The organism is Anaerotignum lactatifermentans (genome assembly GCF_014982935.1).
In the GTDB taxonomy this organism is placed as follows: domain Bacteria; phylum Bacillota; class Clostridia; order Lachnospirales; family Anaerotignaceae; genus Anaerotignum; species Anaerotignum lactatifermentans.
Map to the genome: position 1 here is coordinate 1 of NZ_JADCKK010000028.1, position 18,238 is coordinate 18,238.

At 45.9% G+C, this 18,238-nt stretch carries 17 protein-coding genes; 3 read left to right on the forward strand and 14 right to left on the reverse strand.

Annotated elements, in window-relative coordinates:
- Positions 1 to 204: 204 nt before the first annotated feature.
- Genes rpoZ through INF29_RS08455 form a run of 4 tightly spaced genes read right to left on the reverse strand, consistent with a single transcriptional unit; the run spans position 205 to position 2,261 of the window.
- Positions 205 to 498, reverse strand: coding sequence for a DNA-directed RNA polymerase subunit omega (gene rpoZ / locus INF29_RS08440; protein WP_087988767.1), 294 nt, complete (start codon positions 496 to 498; stop codon positions 205 to 207).
- A 2-nt stretch (positions 499 to 500) separates the two neighbouring features.
- A complete protein-coding gene (gmk, locus tag INF29_RS08445) occupies positions 501 to 1,109 on the reverse strand; it encodes a guanylate kinase (protein ID WP_072852910.1) in 609 nt (202 codons plus the stop codon).
- On the reverse strand, positions 1,106 to 1,369 hold the full coding sequence (locus INF29_RS08450) for a DUF370 domain-containing protein (RefSeq protein ID WP_072852912.1): 264 nt from the start codon (positions 1,367 to 1,369) through the stop codon (positions 1,106 to 1,108). The genes gmk and INF29_RS08450 overlap by 4 nt, the downstream gene beginning before the upstream one ends.
- 4 nt (positions 1,370 to 1,373) lie before the next feature.
- Positions 1,374 to 2,261 carry a YicC/YloC family endoribonuclease gene (locus INF29_RS08455; protein WP_072852914.1) on the reverse strand — a complete coding sequence of 296 codons (888 nt, stop codon included), beginning with the start codon at positions 2,259 to 2,261 and terminating at the stop codon, positions 1,374 to 1,376.
- A gap of 210 nt (positions 2,262 to 2,471) precedes the next feature.
- On the opposite strand from INF29_RS08455, the gene INF29_RS08460 reads away from it, so the two are divergent.
- Both INF29_RS08460 and INF29_RS08465 read left to right on the forward strand, forming a co-directional pair.
- Complete coding sequence (locus tag INF29_RS08460) at positions 2,472 to 4,238, forward strand: Rqc2 family fibronectin-binding protein (RefSeq protein WP_193485944.1); 1,767 nt, start codon at positions 2,472 to 2,474, stop codon at positions 4,236 to 4,238.
- 90 nt (positions 4,239 to 4,328) lie between these two features.
- Positions 4,329 to 5,657: an MATE family efflux transporter gene (locus INF29_RS08465; RefSeq protein ID WP_087988770.1), complete on the forward strand. Its 1,329-nt coding sequence runs from the start codon at positions 4,329 to 4,331 to the stop codon at positions 5,655 to 5,657.
- A 34-nt stretch (positions 5,658 to 5,691) separates the two neighbouring features.
- Here the strand turns inward: INF29_RS08465 and INF29_RS08470 are convergent, their stop codons facing one another.
- The 7 genes from INF29_RS08470 to INF29_RS08500 all read right to left on the reverse strand — a co-directional run bounded on the left by INF29_RS08470 (position 5,692) and on the right by INF29_RS08500 (position 12,502).
- On the reverse strand, positions 5,692 to 6,075 hold the full coding sequence (locus INF29_RS08470; protein ID WP_193485946.1) for a hypothetical protein: 384 nt from the start codon (positions 6,073 to 6,075) through the stop codon (positions 5,692 to 5,694).
- 61 nt (positions 6,076 to 6,136) lie between these two features.
- Complete coding sequence (gene rny / locus INF29_RS08475; RefSeq protein WP_022255628.1) at positions 6,137 to 7,627, reverse strand: ribonuclease Y; 1,491 nt, start codon at positions 7,625 to 7,627, stop codon at positions 6,137 to 6,139.
- A gap of 250 nt (positions 7,628 to 7,877) precedes the next feature.
- Positions 7,878 to 9,323, reverse strand: a complete 1,446-nt coding sequence (locus INF29_RS08480) for an Rne/Rng family ribonuclease (protein ID WP_193485948.1) — start codon at positions 9,321 to 9,323, stop codon at positions 7,878 to 7,880.
- A gap of 72 nt (positions 9,324 to 9,395) precedes the next feature.
- Positions 9,396 to 9,896 (reverse strand): M23 family metallopeptidase, encoded by a 501-nt coding sequence (locus INF29_RS08485; protein ID WP_193485950.1) that lies wholly within the window; start codon positions 9,894 to 9,896, stop codon positions 9,396 to 9,398.
- Positions 9,871 to 10,212, reverse strand: a complete 342-nt coding sequence (locus tag INF29_RS08490) for a hypothetical protein (RefSeq protein ID WP_087988773.1) — start codon at positions 10,210 to 10,212, stop codon at positions 9,871 to 9,873. The genes INF29_RS08485 and INF29_RS08490 overlap by 26 nt, the downstream gene beginning before the upstream one ends.
- Positions 10,213 to 10,272: 60 nt before the next feature.
- Positions 10,273 to 11,835, reverse strand: coding sequence for a sensor histidine kinase (locus INF29_RS08495; protein ID WP_193485952.1), 1,563 nt, complete (start codon positions 11,833 to 11,835; stop codon positions 10,273 to 10,275).
- Positions 11,819 to 12,502, reverse strand: a complete 684-nt coding sequence (locus INF29_RS08500) for a response regulator transcription factor (RefSeq protein ID WP_022364897.1) — start codon at positions 12,500 to 12,502, stop codon at positions 11,819 to 11,821. The genes INF29_RS08495 and INF29_RS08500 overlap by 17 nt, the downstream gene beginning before the upstream one ends.
- Positions 12,503 to 12,764: 262 nt before the next feature.
- Here INF29_RS08500 and INF29_RS08505 point away from each other — a divergent pair, with 262 nt between their 5' ends.
- Positions 12,765 to 13,787: a TlpA family protein disulfide reductase gene (locus tag INF29_RS08505; protein ID WP_072852932.1), complete on the forward strand. Its 1,023-nt coding sequence runs from the start codon at positions 12,765 to 12,767 to the stop codon at positions 13,785 to 13,787.
- A gap of 163 nt (positions 13,788 to 13,950) precedes the next feature.
- On the opposite strand, the gene INF29_RS08510 is transcribed toward INF29_RS08505, so the two are convergent.
- The 3 genes from INF29_RS08510 to lgt all read right to left on the reverse strand — a co-directional run bounded on the left by INF29_RS08510 (position 13,951) and on the right by lgt (position 18,224).
- Entirely contained in the window at positions 13,951 to 15,234 is a 1,284-nt protein-coding gene (locus tag INF29_RS08510) for an HlyC/CorC family transporter (protein ID WP_330608312.1), read from the reverse strand.
- A gap of 87 nt (positions 15,235 to 15,321) precedes the next feature.
- Complete coding sequence (locus INF29_RS08515; protein ID WP_072850399.1) at positions 15,322 to 17,235, reverse strand: ABC-F family ATP-binding cassette domain-containing protein; 1,914 nt, start codon at positions 17,233 to 17,235, stop codon at positions 15,322 to 15,324.
- Positions 17,236 to 17,327: 92 nt separating this feature from the next.
- Positions 17,328 to 18,224 carry a prolipoprotein diacylglyceryl transferase gene (gene lgt / locus INF29_RS08520; RefSeq protein WP_193485954.1) on the reverse strand — a complete coding sequence of 299 codons (897 nt, stop codon included), beginning with the start codon at positions 18,222 to 18,224 and terminating at the stop codon, positions 17,328 to 17,330.
- Positions 18,225 to 18,238: the final 14 nt, after the last annotated feature.

Sequence of the window (18,238 nt, forward strand, 5' to 3'; positions counted from 1 at the left end):
TCCTAATTATCCACTACAATTTTCAGACCAGCACTGGTGTGGTGGTCTTATTTTGATACCCAATTTTCAACCTGTATAAAATTTTCAATGTTCTTTTAATTTAGCCTTGACTTTTTATTTGCAGGCTGTAAATGTCAGAAAAGCCGGAGATTTCGCTGTTCCTTTCGGCAGCTTTCTGAACCTCCGACTTTTTTCCGTTGATCATTATGCTTCTGTTTCTTCTGTTGCTGTTGTTTCTTCTACAGCTTCTTCTTCCGCAGGAACTGCTTCTTCGGGATGTCCCTGACGTACTTTGATTTTGCCCTGGTACAGTTCGTTGACTGCGATGGATACGGGTTTGTCAACCTTTGTGTTGCTTACCAGAGGTTCAGCATGGTCAACCAGCTGTCTTGCACGTTTTGCTGCTGCAATCACGATGGTGTAACGGCTGCCCAGTGTGATGTCGTCTGTTTCCTGATTGATAACGTCCAATAAGTCTGTATAAGATGGTCTTAACATAATCAAATCTCTCCTTTGAATACCTTTTTAATCTCTTTATTTCTGCTGCAGCGCATGGATTCTGCATGGACAATGTCCAGAATATCCTGTGTTGCCTGAGGAACAGTGTCATTGATGACTACATAATCATAATCCTGCACATATTCCATTTCTTCCAGTGCACGATGGATACGGCGGTTGATGGTTTCCTTATCCTCTGTGCCGCGGTTTGTCAGGCGTCTGCCCAGTTCTTCCAGATTGGGAGGAACCAGGAAAATCAATACCCCTTCAGGATAGAGTTTTTTCACCTGCAATGCACCCTGCACTTCGATTTCCAGAATGACATTCTGGCCTTTCTGCAGCTGTTCTGTTACATATGCTCTCGGTGTGCCGTAGCAGTTGCCGCAGAATTCTGCCCATTCCAGCAGTTCCTGATTGGCAATCATTTTTTCAAATTCTTCCCTTGTGCGGAAGAAATAATGCACACCGTCCTGTTCATACTCTCTTGGGGCACGGGTGGTAGCGGAAATGGAAAGGGCAAAATCATCCTTTGCTTTCAGCTGTTCCACGATAGTGCCTTTGCCAGAACCAGATGGTCCTGATAAAATCAGCAATAATCCCTGTTTTTTCATGTTACACTCCCCTTTTGTTCTGCCGCAAGGCGTCCGCCGATGGTTTCGGGCATATTGGGCGAAAGCACCACATGTCCATTATCCATGATGATGACGCATCTTGTTTTTCTGCCGTAAGTGGCGTCGATCAGATTCCCTTTTTCTTTTGCCTCCTGAATAATCCGCTTCACAGGGGCGGAATCGGGGCTGATGATGGCAATGACACGGTTTGCGGAAACCACATTGCCATAGCCAATATTCAAAAACTGAATCCGTTCCATATGATCACTCCAGATTCTGAATCTGTTCTCTGATTTTTTCGATTTCGCTCTTGAGGGCAATGGTTGCCTTCACAATGCGGATATCATTTGCTTTGGAAGCAATGGTATTGGATTCTCTGTTCATTTCCTGCACCAGGAAATCCAGCTTTCTGCCTACCTGACCGCCATTTTCCAGAATTTCTCTCAGCTGGATCAGATGGCTGTCCAGTCTGGTCAGTTCTTCATCAATGCAGCCTTTATCCGCAAAAATCGCAACTTCCATTGCCACACGCTGAGGGTCTACATCTACATTGTCCAGCAGTTCTTTCAGGCGGTTATTGAGTTTTTCCTGATATTCCACTACCACCTGAGGGGCGTATACCTTCACTTCTTCCACCAGTTTGGCAATGTATTCGCCTTTTTTCAGGATATCCTGTTTCAGGTTTTCCCCTTCCACACTGCGCATAGCAACGAAATTTTCCACTGCCGCATCCAGCGCGGGAGAAAGTGCTGCCCAGATCACATCTTCTTCCTTCTGTGCTTTTTCCACGGTGATCACATCGGGGAATTTCGCTGTCAGAGAAAGCAAATCTGCGCCGTTGACACCCAGCAGGTTTTCCAGTTCACGGAGTTTTTCTGCATAAGCCGCTGCCAAACCTGTGTTGAGCTTTACTTCCACGTCATCAGCGGAAAATGTTTCAAAACTGATGAACACGTCGGTTTTGCCGCGGAACACATCCTGCATCACCCGTTTTTTGATTTTATCTTCCAGACTTGCCAGAGAACGGGGCAGTTTGATGGTCATATCATTATAACGGTGGTTGACAGATTTCATTTCCACCACAAATTTCCGGTCTTCTGCAATATGCTCGCCTCTGCCATAGCCTGTCATGCTTCTTACATTCGCACTCATGTCTGTTCCTTTCTTTCTAAACTCATGTTTTCCGAACCATTTTGAACTGTTTCATTATACCCATTGTCAGGCAAAAGCGCAACAAAAAGCGGGAATTGTATCCACTATTTTTAATCAAATTTTAATTTTTCTTTTCAAAAGCACGCCCTTTTCCCTTTTTGTCAAATATGCTATACTGAATTGTTAGCAAAACAAAAAGGAGGGATTGCTATGGCATTGGACGGTATCACCACCGCAGCCATCGTCACCGAACTGAAAGAGAAACTCATCGGCGGCAGAATCGACAAGGTACATCAGCCTCTTGCCGACGAAATCCGCTTTTCCGTGCGCGCCATCGGCGCCAATTATAAAGTGCTGGCTTCTGCCAATTCCGGTCATCCCCGGATGCACATCACCGAAAACACCAGAGAAAACCCCATGACAGCGCCCCTGTTCTGCATGGTACTGCGCAAACACATTGCAGGCGGAAAGATTGTTGACATCTGCCAGCCCAATTTCGAGCGTATCATCATCATCAAAGTGGAGTCTGCCAACGAAATGGGCGACATGACTGTGAAAAACCTGATTCTGGAAATCATGGGCAAACACAGTAACCTGATTCTCACTGACGAAAACAACAAGATTCTGGATTCCATCAAGCGTGTTTCCCACGACAAAAGCTCTGTCCGAGAAGTCCTGCCGGGAAAAACCTATGTGTTCCCCCCTTCTCAGGATAAGAAAAACCCTATGGAACTGGACGAAAGCAGCTTTTCCTCTCTGCTCCATGTGCAGGAAGGTCAGAAAATACAGGACTTTCTTTATAAGACCTATACAGGCATCAGCCCCATCATGGCGGCGGAAATCTGCCACGAAGCAAAACTGGATGCTTCCGATGCCTGCGAGCAAATGACAGCAGAAAAAGAACATGCCCTTTTTACTGCCTTTTCCAACACCATGGAACAGGTAAAAGCAGGCGTTTTCTCCCCTGCCGTTTACTATCAGAAACCCGGCGGCAAGATTCTGGATTTTGGCGTACTGCCCATGACACAGTTTGACGGATTCTATGCGAAAGCATATCCTACCGTATCTGCTCTGCTGGAAGGGTTCTACACTGAACGCGACAACGCGGCACATATCCGTCAGAAAGCACACGATACTCGCCGACTGGTCATGACCAACATCGAAAGATGCGTGAAAAAGAAAGATATCCAGCTGAAAACCCTGCGGGATGTAGCAGGCAAGGATAAATGGAAACTGAAAGGCGAACTGATCACCGCCAATATTTACGCCATTCCTCCTAACGCCACTACATTTAAAACCGTAAACTTCTATGACGAAAACATGGCAGAAATTGAAATCGCTCTGGACCCTACCAAAACACCGGCGGAAAATGCCCAGAAATATTTCAATAAATACAACAAAGCCAAACGTACACTGGCTGCTATGGAAATCCAACAGAAACAGAATGACGAAGAACTGGCTTATCTGGAAAGTGTCCTGAACGCACTGGACACCGCAAAGGACGATGCCGATTTGGCAGAAATCCGCACCGAGCTGGCAGAAAGCGGCTTCATCCGCAGACAGCCCCAGAAAAAAGGTCAGTCCAAGCCAAAGAAAGCAAAACCCATGCGCTACATTTCTTCTGACGGCTACGAAATTCTGGTGGGCAAAAGCAATCTGCAAAACGATGAGTTGACTTTGCGGACAGCAGAGCCTACAGACATCTGGATGCATACCAAAGAAATCCCCGGCTCCCATGTCATCATCCGCACCAACGGCAAAGGAGAAGTTCCCATTCCCACACTGGAAGAAGCGGCAAATCTGGCTGCTTTCTACAGCAAAGCCAAAAACGGCAGTATGGTACCTGTGGACTATACCCTGCGGAAAAACGTGAAAAAGCCCAATGGTGCAAAACCGGGCATGGTCATTTATCTGACCAACAAAACCATTTATATTACACCGGAAGAAGAAAAAGTCAATCTAATGGCAACAGAATAAAAAAACAGGCAGACGCATTTTGACATTCCGGCGCGTTTGCCTTTCTTTTGAAAACTATAGGTATACAGTATGTTATCGTGAGGTCATATTATGCAAAACGACATTTCCAAAGAATTTTCCCTTGGCGGATTGCTCCGTTTTACATTTCCCACCATCATTATGATGATGTTTGTGGCAACCTATATCATTGCAGACGGTATTTTCGTTTCCCGTTTTGTGGGAACGGCAGCCCTTTCTGCTATTAACATCGTTTATCCCCTCATCAACGTCATGTTGGGTGTGGGCATCATGCTGGGCACCGGCGGCAGTGCCATCATCGGCAGAGAACTGGGGGCAGGCAAAGAAGATTTGGCAAGACGGCATTTTACACTGCTGACACTCTTTGCCATCGCCATGGGGCTGATTCTTTCCCTGCTCTGCTTTGTATTCATCGAGCCTCTTTCCATTTTTCTGGGAGCGGATGAAGCCCTGCTGCCCTACTGCATCGACTACGGCAGAATCATGATGGCGTTTTACTCCATCTCTGTGGTACAGGTACTCTTTCAGGTGTTCTTTGTCACCGCAGGCAAACCGAAACTGGGGCTTATCCTCAACGTCGCCAGCGGCATTAGCAACATTGTTTTTGACTATGTATTCATCGTTTTGATGGATATGGGCATCAAAGGTGCCGGCTGGGGAACGGTCACCAGTTTCCTCATTGGTGGCATTCCTCCACTGATTTATTTTATGAAACCACGCTCTGTTCTGTATTTCGTAAAACCCGAATGGAACACGCAGGTATTACTCCACAGCATGAGCAACGGTGTTTCCGAACTGATTACCAACATTTCCTCTGGTGTCACCACATACCTGTTCAACAAAGTTATGATGCAGATGATGGGACAGGATGGCGTTGCAGCCATCACCATCATCCTTTACGCAAAGTTCCTCTTTGCCTCTGCCTATATGGGCTTTTCCAATGGTGTGGCACCGGTATTCAGTTATCAGTACGGCAAGCGAAATCATGTCCAGCTGAAACGGCTGTTCAAAATGTCCATGGGCATCATATTGGTTTCCTCGGCAGTGATCAGCGTACTGTCCTTCCTGCTGGCAGAGCCAACCATACTGGTATTCACCCCCAGAGAAAGCTCCACATTTACCCTCACATTGGACGGGTATAAAATCTGTGCATGGAACTTCCTGTTCTGCGGCGTGAATATCTTCGCTTCGGCATTTTTCACTGCCCTCTCCAACGGGGTGCTTTCGGCACTGATTTCCTCCCTGCGCACCTTCGTCTGTGTCAGCGGATGTATTTTGTTCCTGCCGAAATATCTTGACTTGTTGGGCGTATGGCTTGCCATTCCCGTGGCAGAAGTGCTGACCATTGTGGTAGCCATCATTCTGTTTGTGGGCGCAAGAAAAAAATATCAATATGCATAAAGAAAAAGGATGGATTAAAAAATCCATCCTCTTTTTATACCTGATACTCCTGATAAATCTTACTGAAAAAGTCATCCAATGCCTGTTTCATTTCTGCAAAGCCTTCGGGATGCTTAGAATGTCCCATGGCATGGATTTCTTCTCCTTCTTTGCCATAGGCATGGAACACCCAGCTATCTCCTGCACAAATACATGTTTCGATGTCATAAAATCCATCCCAAGCCGCTGCATTCTGTTCTTCCAGCAATTTTGCCAGTTCCACAGCCAATTCCTGGGCAGGCTCACAGCGCAGGCTGCGTTCTTCCCCATCGTAGAGGTCAATTCCCACGTTTACGCCTTTTTCATTGTCCAGACGATACCAAGCCATGTATCCGTCATTTCTGCCATAGCGAAAAGAAAAAGATTTAATTTCTTTCATTGCGTTTCCTCCTCCATGTAAAAAGAAAGGGCATCTCGTTTGGAGATACCCTCTTTTTGGTTTATTTTGCGTATTCTACTGCTCTTGTTTCTCGAATCAAATTTACTTTGATCTGTCCCGGATATTCCAGTTCTTCCTCGATCTTCTTAGCAATGTCTCTTGCCAACAAGGTCATGCCGTCATCACTGACATCTTCCGGAACTATAACAATCCGCAATTCACGACCAGCCTGAATTGCGAAAGATTTTTCAACGCCTTTGAAATTATCTGCAATTTCTTCCAGCTTCTGCAGACGTTTGATGTAGGATTCCAGAGTTTCTCTTCTTGCACCGGGTCTTGCCGCAGAAATAGCATCTGCTGCCTGTACCAGTACTGCAATGATGCTCTGAGGTTCCACGTCGCCATGATGGGCTTCCACCGCATTGATGACTGTGTGGTTTTCCTTGTAGCGTTTCAGCAGACCTACACCGATGCTCACATGAGAACCTTCCATTTCGTGGTCCACACTCTTGCCGATATCGTGGAGCAAACCAGCGCGTTTTGCCATATTCACATCAACGCCCAGTTCCGCAGCCATGAGCCCAGCCAGATGGGATACTTCAATGGAGTGTTTCAATACGTTCTGACCATAGCTGGTTCTGTATTTGAGTTTGCCCAGCAGGCGAACCAGTTCAGGATGCAGTCCATTGACACCTGTATCAAATGTTGCAGCTTCGCCTTCCTCGCGAATGGTGACTTCCACTTCTTTTTTGGCTTTTTCCACCATTTCTTCAATACGGGAAGGATGCACACGCCCGTCCACAATGAGTTTTTCCAGTGCGATTCTGGCAATCTCTCTGCGGATCGGGTCAAAGCCGGAAAGAATTACCGCTTCTGGTGTATCGTCAATGATCAGGTCGATACCTGTCAATGTTTCCAGTGCACGGATGTTTCTGCCTTCACGACCGATGATACGGCCCTTCATTTCATCATTGGGCAACTGTACCACAGATACTGTGGTTTCTGCCACATGATCCACTGCACATCTCTGGATGGCATTGGCAACAATTTCTCTGGAGCGTTTGTCCGCTTCCATTTTTGCCTTGCTTTCGATTTCCTTGATCATCAGTGTCGCTTCATGCTTCACATCTGTTTCCACCATAGCCAGAATGTAATTCTTTGCTTCTTCGGTGGTCAGACCGGAAATGCGTTCCAGTTCCTGCAGCTGTTTTTCACGCAGTTCTTTCGCTTCTTCTTTCTGTCTTTCCAGATCCTCCAGTTTTCTGGACATCTGTTCTTCCTTGCGTTCCAAAGACTCTGTCTTTCTATCCAGAGCTTCTTCCTTCTGGAACAAACGTCTTTCATTTCTCTGCAGTTCGTTTCTTCTGTCACGAACTTCTTTTTCCAGTTCATTTTTTGTTCTGATACTGTCTTCTTTGGCCTCCAAGAGGATTTCTTTCTTTCTTGCCTCTGCATCTTTTACGGCCTCGTCCACGATTTTATTGGCACGGTCTTCTGCCACGCCCACCTTCGCTTCCGCGATACGCTTTCTGTAAAAAATTCCGACAATCATCCCCAGAAGGAGTCCGATCACAGCACAGATAATACTTATCGGTTCTATGAAAAACACCTCCTTATTCAATTTTCAAAGTACATTTATGATTTCACATAGCCATAAGCAGTGCATAATACACCTTTTTTATTTTATAGCTTTTTTGCATATGTGTCAAGACAGTTTTCGTCTTTTTGCCAATGCCCTCTCGTGAAAAAAGCCGAAAAACAAGGCTTTTTCCTTTTATTTCTTGCCAGAATTGCATGAAAATTCACAAATTTTGCGTATGCTTTGTTTCCATCCGCAGTATTTCATATTCACCAAAGGCAGCGTTGGCAACGCTTTCTGTCAGCACTTCACCGCCATAAACGCGCGCCATTTCCTCTGCAAAGCCATTGGAAAGGTACACCTGCAGCAGTCTGGCATCAGCTTTTACCAGAACCTTCCGGCAGATGGTTCCTGCAAAAATTGTTTTGGTTTCCCTGCGCATTTTCGCCGCCGTCCAATCTATTGAAAATACCCTACCACTGCCTTCGCAGCTGCGACAATTGGTAGTGGTCTGTTTCAACAGAGAAGGCTTCGTTTTCTTTCTGGTAACCTGCATCAATCCCAGTTCCGTCATGCCAACCACAACGGTTTTCACCCGGTCTTTTTCCACTGCCGCTTTCAATGTTTTGGTCAGAATATTCCGGCTTTCCTCCTGCACCATATCAATAAAGTCAATGATGATGATGCCGGACAAGTTCCGCAGACGCATCTGTTTTGCCGCTTCTTCTGCCGCTTCCAAATTGGTTTTCAATATCATTTTTTCCAAATCGCCCCGACCTGCGGCTTTAGCGGAATTGACGTCAATGACCACACAAGCTTCTGTTTCCTCGATGACCAGATAGCCGCCGCTTTTGAGCCATACTTTCTGGGACAGGGCTTTTTCCAGTTTGCTTTCTGCGTAAAAAGAAGAAAACAGCGGTGTTTTTTCTTCATATAACTCTAACTTTGGCTGTCCTTCTCTAGAAAAATCTCCTGTTGCCGCCAGCAATTCATAAGTTTCTTTGTCATTGACTACAACGCTGTCCAAATCGGCGCTGTAAAAATCCCTTGCGGCTTTCAGTACAGGGATATTTTCCTGCCACAGCAGCGCAGGTGCTTTCCGGTATTCTGCCTGCTTCACACTCTGCCATTTCTGCAACAGGCTTTCCAGTTCCTTCTGAAATTCCTCTTTGCTTCGCCCTGCTCCATTGGTGCGGACAATGGCGCCGCAGTCAGAAGGCAGAAGTTCTTCCATAATCTCCTGCATTCTTCTGCGTTCCGCTTCATTGGTGATTTTTCTGGAAACACCGATTTCTCCGCCTTCATTGGGCAGGAGTGCCAGAAACTTTCCAGCAAAGGAAATATTTCTGGTGAGTACCGCGCCTTTGGTACCGACAGCATCTTTTTCCACCTGCACCACAAGAGTATCCCCGGCTTTGGGACGATTTTCTTTCTCTACCCCCGAAGCCGCTCTTGTGTTTCCGTAATAAAGGTAGCCATTCTTCCCTGTGCCGATATCCACAAATGCCGCCTGCAAATTGGGCACAACCGTTTCCACTCTGCCTGCGTAGACATTGCCCACCAGACTTTCCGTCTGTTTCCGTTCCACATAAAATTCCACTGGCTCCCCATTTTCCAGAAGTGCCAGCCGGAATAAATTGGTATCTATATCCATCAATACTCGTTTCATTGTGTTCATCCTTTCGCATTTTCCTTATCTATCATACAGGAAAATGCTGCCCATTGCACGCATATCTTTCTGTTATTCAAAATCTTCTCCCCTAGCCGCGTATTCCGCCGTCACCTCTGCTGTGTAAGGCAAATCCACATATTCCATAGGGTCCAGCAAAATGCCGTCTTTCCACAGACTATAATGGAGATGCGGTCCAGTGGAAAGTCCAGTATTTCCTGATTTTGCTACAACCTGTCCCTGTCGTACCTTCTCCCCTTCTTTCACCAGCGTTTTCTGCAAATGGGCATACTGCACCCGAAAGCCGTCATTGGTTTCATATTCCAGCACCAGACCATATGTATCCGACTCCCGTATCTTCGTGACAACACCGCTTTTCACCGCTGCCACCTCTGTTCCTTCTGCCATGGCGATATCCAGTCCGTTATGAAATTCTGTTTTCTCCAAAAGGGGATTTTCCCGTTCTCCGCAGGAAGACGTGATGATTCCCTCTGCCGGATTGCAAAAGTCTTCCGTTTTTGGCGCAAAAACCACCTGTGCCACCGGACTAGGGTCCTTCTGTTTCAGGACCATATGCATCATCTTTCAAGGCAGGCAGTGCCATATCTTTTCCCTGCAAAAATACAGTCAGTCGTTCTCCTGCCGCCTGAATTTTTTCCAAGGGCATTTCGTATGCAATGGTATCTTTCACCTGCTGGGTGAGATTTTCTGCTGTTTCCGAATGAAACAAAGATACCAGAAGCAATCCTCCTGCCAAAATCACGGTCACATACAGCCGAAACAAAAACAGTTCTTTGCTCTTTGGCGCATTTTTCGGCTTTGCGGACATACTTCCCCCCATATATTGCCGCAGTTCTTCCCTGCGTTTTCTCCAATCTTTTTCCCTCATGCAAAATCCCCTCCCGTACCAAAATTATATGACCGAGAGGGGACAAATATGTCTTAGGTGTTATTTGATTTTTGTATTCTTACCTGTTTCGCCTTTTTTTGCTTCCGGTTCTACCCACAGAGGGAAACGGTCAATGAATGTAGCGCCTTCGCCCCGTTTGCTTTCCACCAAAATGGCGCCATCATGGCTGCTGACAATCCATTTCGCAATGGAAAGCCCCAAGCCAGTACCGGAAATCTCCTTATTTCTGGATTTATCTTCCCGGTAGAAACGGTCGAATATCTTGGACTGTTCTTCTTTGGCAATGCCCATACCGTCATCTGCAATGGAAACATAAGCATATTTCTTATCTTTCCAGACTTTGATATGAATCTTACCGCCGTCTGTGGTATATTTCAGGGCATTTTCCCCGTGAATCCACAAAAGCTGTTTGATGAGGTCGCTATCGCCATTGATTTCCACCTGTTCCGCTTCCTCATAAGTAATCTGGCGGTCTTTCTGGAGCAAATCCAGCTCTTTGACGATTTCCTGTGCCACATCATTCAGACACATACGCGCCCGTTTTGCATGCATGCGGTTCTGGTCGCTTTTTGCCAAAAACAGCAGGTTACTAATAAGCTCTTTCATATGCTCTGTTTCGCCCAGAATGGAATCAATAGATTCCTGCAATACATCCGGGTTGCTTTTTCCCCAGCGGTTGATAAGACTTGCGTAGCCCTGAATAACGGAAATAGGTGTCCGCAGTTCGTGAGAGGCATCAGACACAAACTGGTTCTGTCTGTGGAACGCCTTCTCTAGTCGGTCAATCATAGAGTTGAAGGTGATGGTCAGCTCCTTCATTTCATCGTCAGGCCCATCCAAGTCAATACGCTGGGTCAAGTCCTCAATACTGATACGTTCTGCAGTTGTGCGAATCTGTTCCACTGGTTTCAGCACACGGCGGCTGATATAGCGGCCTGCAAGGAATGCGCAGAAAATACCGATAAAATCAGCAATGACCATTTTCCATAAAAAGGACTGGAGAAAATCCTGGTTGCCATTGAGCTGTTTAAATGCCTGAATCTGATACTTGTCCCCATCCTTTTTGTATTGGGTGGACAAAAGCATGAATTTCTGTTCTCCGGGACCTTCCAGCATAAATTCCTGACGATTCACCCCCAATTCTTTTAAAGAACGGATGTGATACTCTGTTTTTGACAATTCTTCTATGACTTCATCTTTATTCAAAAGTCCGCTTAACACCGAATTTTCCCCATTGTTTTCATTTATCAGCTGGGGAGGCTGTTTGATGAATGCCGGAATCTCGCCTACGTGGCTGTTAAATCCCTCATTTTCCGAATAACTAAATACACTTACTTCCACGTATTTGTTATCCAGCAGACTTTTTAAGGATTCATTTGTAAGAGTTCCGCCGTTATCCAAAAACTGTTCAATGTTGACAATGGTGGTTTCCAGCTGTTTTCGCACGCTATTCTGCTCTAAGATCGTGGTATTCACAAAGAAAAATCCACTGAGCAGAAGCAAAGAAAAGGAAAATATCCCACCATAAATCAGGGTAATCCTTTTTGCAATGGCAAGATTTTGAAATCTGCCAAATAATGATTTCTTATTCGTCTTTGACATAGTACCCTACTCCTCGAATGGTATGAATATATTTTATGCCAAACGCTTCATCAATTTTAGAACGCAGATAACGGATGTACACATCCACCACATTGGTTTCTCCAATGTAGCTGTAACCCCATACCTCGTTGAGGATCTGCTCTCTGGAAAGGACAATATTCTTATTCTGTACCAAATACAACAAAAGCTCATATTCCTTCTTTGTCAGGTCAACCACGGTTCCATTGACAGTGACCATACGCTTGTCCGTGTCAATTTCCAGCCCCTGCACTTCCAGAATAACTTTCTTTGCACCGCCGGCATGGGCATGTTTGAAAGCCACACGCATACGCGCCAGCAGTTCTTCAATGGCAAAAGGCTTTGTCAGATAATCATCTGCGCCGCTGTCCAGCCCTGCTACTTTATCCATGGTTTCGTCTTTTGCAGTCAGCATGATAATGGGTACATTGGAGAATTTCCGCACTCTTCTGCAAATTTCAATACCTGTCAATCCCGGCAGCATCAAATCCAACAAAATCATGTCATAATTTCCGTCTGTGACCATTTGCAGACCTTCTCTGCCGTCATGGCAGACCGTCACATCATATCCTTCATAACGCAGTTCCAGCTCCACAAAACGCGCCAGCTTGACCTCGTCTTCTATCAAAATAACTTTTTTCCGTTCCATAAGCGCCCTCCGTTCTAAACTATACCATTTACATTATACCAATAGAATTGTATTTTGTCTTAAAAAACTATTTTATATGTCACTCCTTAAATAACCCTTGCATCCGCATTAAAATATCATTAAATTCCAATGATACAAAAAAACACGTTTCCCTTCCGGCAAAAGTCTGTTATAATAAAGTCAGAGAAAAGGGCGGCGGTAGATTCTACCGCCTTCTTTTGCGAACATGCAGCATCATAATCAAACAGGAGGTTTTTATCCCATGAAAAAAGCATTTGCCCTTCTGCTCTGTGCGGTACTGTCCCTTTCTATGCTCAGTGCCTGCGGCGGCAGCACACAAAATACCACAGAGGAAACTGCAGAAACAGAAATCCGACTGGATGCCTGTGGACTGGCATACACCATTCCCCAGAGCTGGACCACAGAAGAAAACGTCAATCTGATTCCCACATCCTATGCGCAGCCGGAAGATAGTGTTTATGCCGTTGTCCGCTATGATTATGCACCGGATGAAAACATGGAAGCGCTCAATGACACCTCATCTACCGTACCCGTTGACGAATTGATGGCACCGCTGGTGGAATTTCTGGTGGTACGGGATGGACAGGAAACTGCCGATTCTGCTGTAGCGGAATTCAACAAATTCAATTCCAAGCAGGAACTGCCCAAACAGGATGGTTTCCGGTTCTATTTCCTGACTGACCCTTCCACAGGCATTGATCATCTTTCCAAAGATGCACAGGAAGTGTATAAAACGCTGGCTGAAGACCTGCCCACACTTTACAAAAGTGTAGAAACATTCCAGCCTGATGAAGCATCTGTTGCAGAACAGGCTTCCAAGCAGGGTGAACTGTTCGGCTTCATTTCCACTGACCTGGAAGGCAACGCCATCGACAGCAGCATCTTTGCAGACTATGACCTGACCGCAGTGAACTTCTTTGCTTCCTACAGCTATCCTGACATCAACGAACTGAAAGAACTGGAAAGCTACTATCAGACATTGCAGGCAGAATATCCCAATGTAAACTTTGTACAGGTGATCATTGATACCCCCGGCAACGAAGCAGAAGCCAAAATCCTGGCAGCTTACGAAGAAAACGGCGTAACATTCACAGGTATCATGCCCGATAAAGCCATGGCAAGCTGGATTGTGGATAATCTGAAAGGTCTGCCTACAACCATTTTCATCGACAAAGACGGTCGTATCCAGGGCGATCGCATCGAAGGCAAACAGACTGCTGACCAGTATCTGGAAGCCACAAAAGAAATGCTGGATAATCTTTAAAAAACTGTAAAAGTCTTTACTGAAAGAAAAACTGAAAGAAAAGAACAGCTGGAATCCATACAATACAAAGGATTTCAGCTGTTTTTATTTTCAAATAAAGACATCACTTTTTTTCATAAAAACAGCAGTGTCTTTCCTAATCCGAAAAGCACTGCCGATTTTCTTATTCTTCCGTTTCTATTTCTTCCTCCGTATGGGGTATTTTATAAATACGCAATTTTCCGATACGGTTCTTTTCCATATCTTCTACCACAATACGCAGACCGTCTGTTTCGATTTCCTCACCGTCTTTGGGGAAGTTACCCAGCACCAGCAGTACGTAACCGGCAATGGTATCCACTTCCTCGCTGATGAGCTCGCAGCCGATCATTTCGTTCAGGTCTTCCAGACGGGTGCTGCCGTCCACCACGAATTCATCCTCTTTGACAACTTCGATATCTTCTTCTTCGTCGTCGAATTCGTCCTCGATTTCCCCAACGATTTCTTCTACCACGTCCTCCATGGTCAGCAGACCAGCTGTACCGCCGTATTCATCCAATACGATGGCTACTGCCAAATGGTCGTCCCGCATCTGGGCAAACAGCTGTGCCAGAGGTTTGCTTTCATAGGTAAAGAAAGGCTCTCTCATATATTTCACCGGTGTAAAGTCCTCCTGATCTGCCAGGAACACATCCTTGACATACAGGACACCGACAATGTTGTCCAAATCTTCTTCGTATACAGGCACACGGGAAAAACCTTCCTCCCGCACCACTTCTACAAATTCCGCGTAAGTGGCTTCGGTGCTCACAGCTAAAATGTCCGTTCTGGGTGTCATGGCATCCCTTGCTTTGGCATCACCAAAGTTTACCACGTTATCCATCATGGTACGTTCTTCCTGTTCCAACACACCTTCCTCATGGCTTACATTCAGAATGGTACGCAGTTCCGCCTCTGTAATCAGCGGCGCTCTTTCATTGGAATTGCATCCCATCATTTTCGCAAATGTGCCTGTAACCACATTCAAAACCGCAACCACCGGTGTGAAAATCCAATTGAAAAACGCAATGAGATTGACAACGATCAATGCCACTTTTTCTGCTTTCTGCGCCGCAATGGTTTTTGGTGTAATTTCCCCAAAGATCAAAATGATGATGGTAATCACTGCCGTTGCTACCCCAGCGCCGCTGCCGGCATCGCCGTTGAAAATCTGGATAGCCAATGCTGTTGTCAGTGCAGATGCACCGTTGTTTACCAGGTTATTGCCGACCAAAATAGAGCTTAAAAGCTTGCTGGGGTTGTCCAGCAGCTTCTGAATCTTATCTGCGTTTTTGATTTTTTCATCCACCATATTCCGCAGCCGAATCCTGCTCAATGAAGTCAAAGCCGTTTCAGACGCTGAAAAAAACGCTGAACCGCATATCAGCAATATCAAAATCCCGATCAACACCGGACTGCCTCCGTCCACAAAAATCACTCTCCTAAAAAATACATATAACCTTCTTTTTTACAACTTAATATTTTATTATAACAGAAAAACCCGATTCTTTGCAAGTTACGCCATTTCCTGACGGTTTTTCTCAATTTCCTCTGCCAATTCGCTCAATTCCATCCAGCGTTCCATTCTTTCTTCCAGCTTTTCTTCTGTGGCTGTTTTTTCATCGGAAAGCTCCTGCAAACGCATATAATCTGTAGTACATGCTGCCATTTCTGTTTCCAGTGCCGCAATCTTATCTTCCAGTGCGGCAATCTCATCCCCGATGGAATCATATTCCCGCTGGTCTTTATAAGACATCTTCAGCAGTTTCTTTTCTGCTTTCCGTTCCACAGGGGCTTCTTTCTTCACAGAAACGCTCTGGCTTTCCACCGGCTGTTCTTTCAGATAAGCGTTTCTGAAATCCGTGTAGCCACCTTCATACTGCTTGATGCGTCCATTGCCAAGGAAGGCAAAAATTCTGCCCATGGTCTTATCCAGGAAATAACGGTCATGGGATACGGCTACCACTGCTCCCTGGAAATGATCCAGATAATCTTCCAGAATCATGAGGGTTTCAATATCCAAATCGTTGGTAGGTTCATCCAAAAACAGGATATTTGGTGCTTCCATGAGGACTTTCGCCAGATACAGCCGCCGTTTTTCCCCGCCGGAAAGCATGGAAATGGGTCCTCTCTGCATGGGAATGGGGAACAGGAATTTTTCCAGCAGCTGAGAAGCGGAAAGTCTGCCGTCTACTGTAGGCACATACTCTGCCACATCCCGGATATAATCCAGCACTCGCTGATTTTCATCCCATTCTTCGTTTTCCTGGGCAAATACGCCAATTTTGACGGTTTCCCCTCTTGTGACTGTGCCGCTGTCAGGCTGAAGCTGTCCAGTCATCATTTTCAGCAGTGTGGTTTTGCCGCAGCCGTTATTGCCAGTGATACCCACACGGTCATTCCGCAGGATAATATAGCTGAAATCATGGATATATTCCACGCCGTTATAGCCTTTGCAGACATGTTCCAGTTCAATGGTCTTTTTCCCCAGACGGCTGTTGACGGAAGAAATATCCACACTCTGTTTTTCCTCCGGTGCCCGAATGGCAGACACTTCCTCGAACCGCTGCAAACGAGCTTTCTGTTTGGTGGAACGTGCCTGCGCCCCACGACGCACCCATTCCAGTTCGTTCCGCAGGAAATTCTGACGTTTTTTCTCCTCGGAAAGAAGACGTTCTTCCCGTTCCGCTTTCATTTCCAGATATTTTGTAAAGTTTGCCTGATAGGTATAAATCTTCCCTTTTTCCAGTTCCAGCATACGGTTTGCTACCCTATCCAAGAAATAACGGTCATGGGTTACCATCAAAAGGGCTTTGGAGTATTTTTCCAGATGTTTTTCCAACCATTCCACAGTATCGTTGTCAATGTGGTTGGTAGGTTCGTCCAAAATCAGCAAATCCACCGGCGCAATCAATGCCGCTGCCAATGCCACTCGTTTCCGCTGACCGCCGGAAAGAGTTTCTACAGGCTGGGAAAAATCAGAAATACCCAGACGAGTCAGGATGTTTTTGGCTTCGCTTTCCAAAGACCATGCTTCTGCCTTGTCCATTTTTTCAGAAAGCTGTGCCGCCTGTTTTGTCAGTTTTTCATCGGTAGGGTTTGTTTCCAGGGCTTTCATGGTGCTTTCGTATTCCCGCACCAATGCCATCACCGGATTATCCCCATAAAATACCTGTTCCAGCACAGTGGTTCCCGGACGGAATACCGGGGACTGGGGCAGATACCCCATACGCATGCCGTTCATGGTAATGATTTCCCCACTGTCCGCCTGATTCACCCCTGCAACGATTTTCAGCAGGGTAGACTTCCCTGTGCCGTTGACACCTACTACACCAATTTTATCCCCTTCGTGGATGCTGAAGGAAATATCGTCAAAAATCACTCGTGTACCATAACTTTTACGGATATTCTCCGCTGTCAGTAAAACCATGTTATTCCCTCTTTCTATGTATCAGTCCCCTGATGGGAACCATGCAAAAAACGGGCAGACCACCCTTTTGACGCGGTCTGTCCCGTTTACAATCATTCTTCCTTTTGTTCGGTTTCCGCATTTGCCCCTTCGGTGACAGGCACCGCCGCGGCTTTCTTTTTGCAGTAAACATACAGCACCACAGAGGCAATGATCAGTACTGCGGACAACGCCTGAGAAACGGGCACATTGCCGATGCAAAGCTGGTCTGTGCGCAGACCTTCGATCCACACACGCCCTAAGGCATAGCCAAAAAAATACGTTGCGCATACCTGACCATCGAATTTCTTTTTCCGCTGCAAAATCAGCAGGATGATGAATACACACAGGCTCCACATGGATTCATACAAAAATGTGGGGTGCACCTGAATATAATCCACGCCATTGACTGTCACCAGATTTTGCAGAATATCCGGTGTGACATCAGAAGCACGCACCTGAGAAAGCTGATACCGCATGGCAAACAGGTTATCTGTAAATCCGCCGAAAGCTTCTTTATTAAAGAAGTTACCCCAGCGACCCAACATCTGCCCCAGAATCAAAGATGGTGCCATGGTATCCGCCATAACCCAGAAGCTTTTCTTTTTCAAATGGCTGTAAACAATGGCTGTGAGGACACCGCCGATGATGCCGCCGTAGATGGCAAGCCCGCCTTCCCGGATGGCAAATATTTTTTCTGGATGCTGGCTGTAAAAATCCCAGGAAAAAATAACATAATACAGTCTTGCACCGATGATGGCAATGATCATGGCGTAAATGATGAAATCCAGATAGGTATCCGGGTTTTGACCCGTGCGTTTGGCTTCATGGAGTGCCAGCAGCACACCAAGAATCACACCAAGGCCAATGAAAATACCATACCAGTAAATATCCTGTCCAAATACTGTAAAAGCCGTACGGCTCAAATGGTCGATTTCGATTCCCAGATTGGGAAACCAAATTTCAGGCATAACATCCCTTCTTT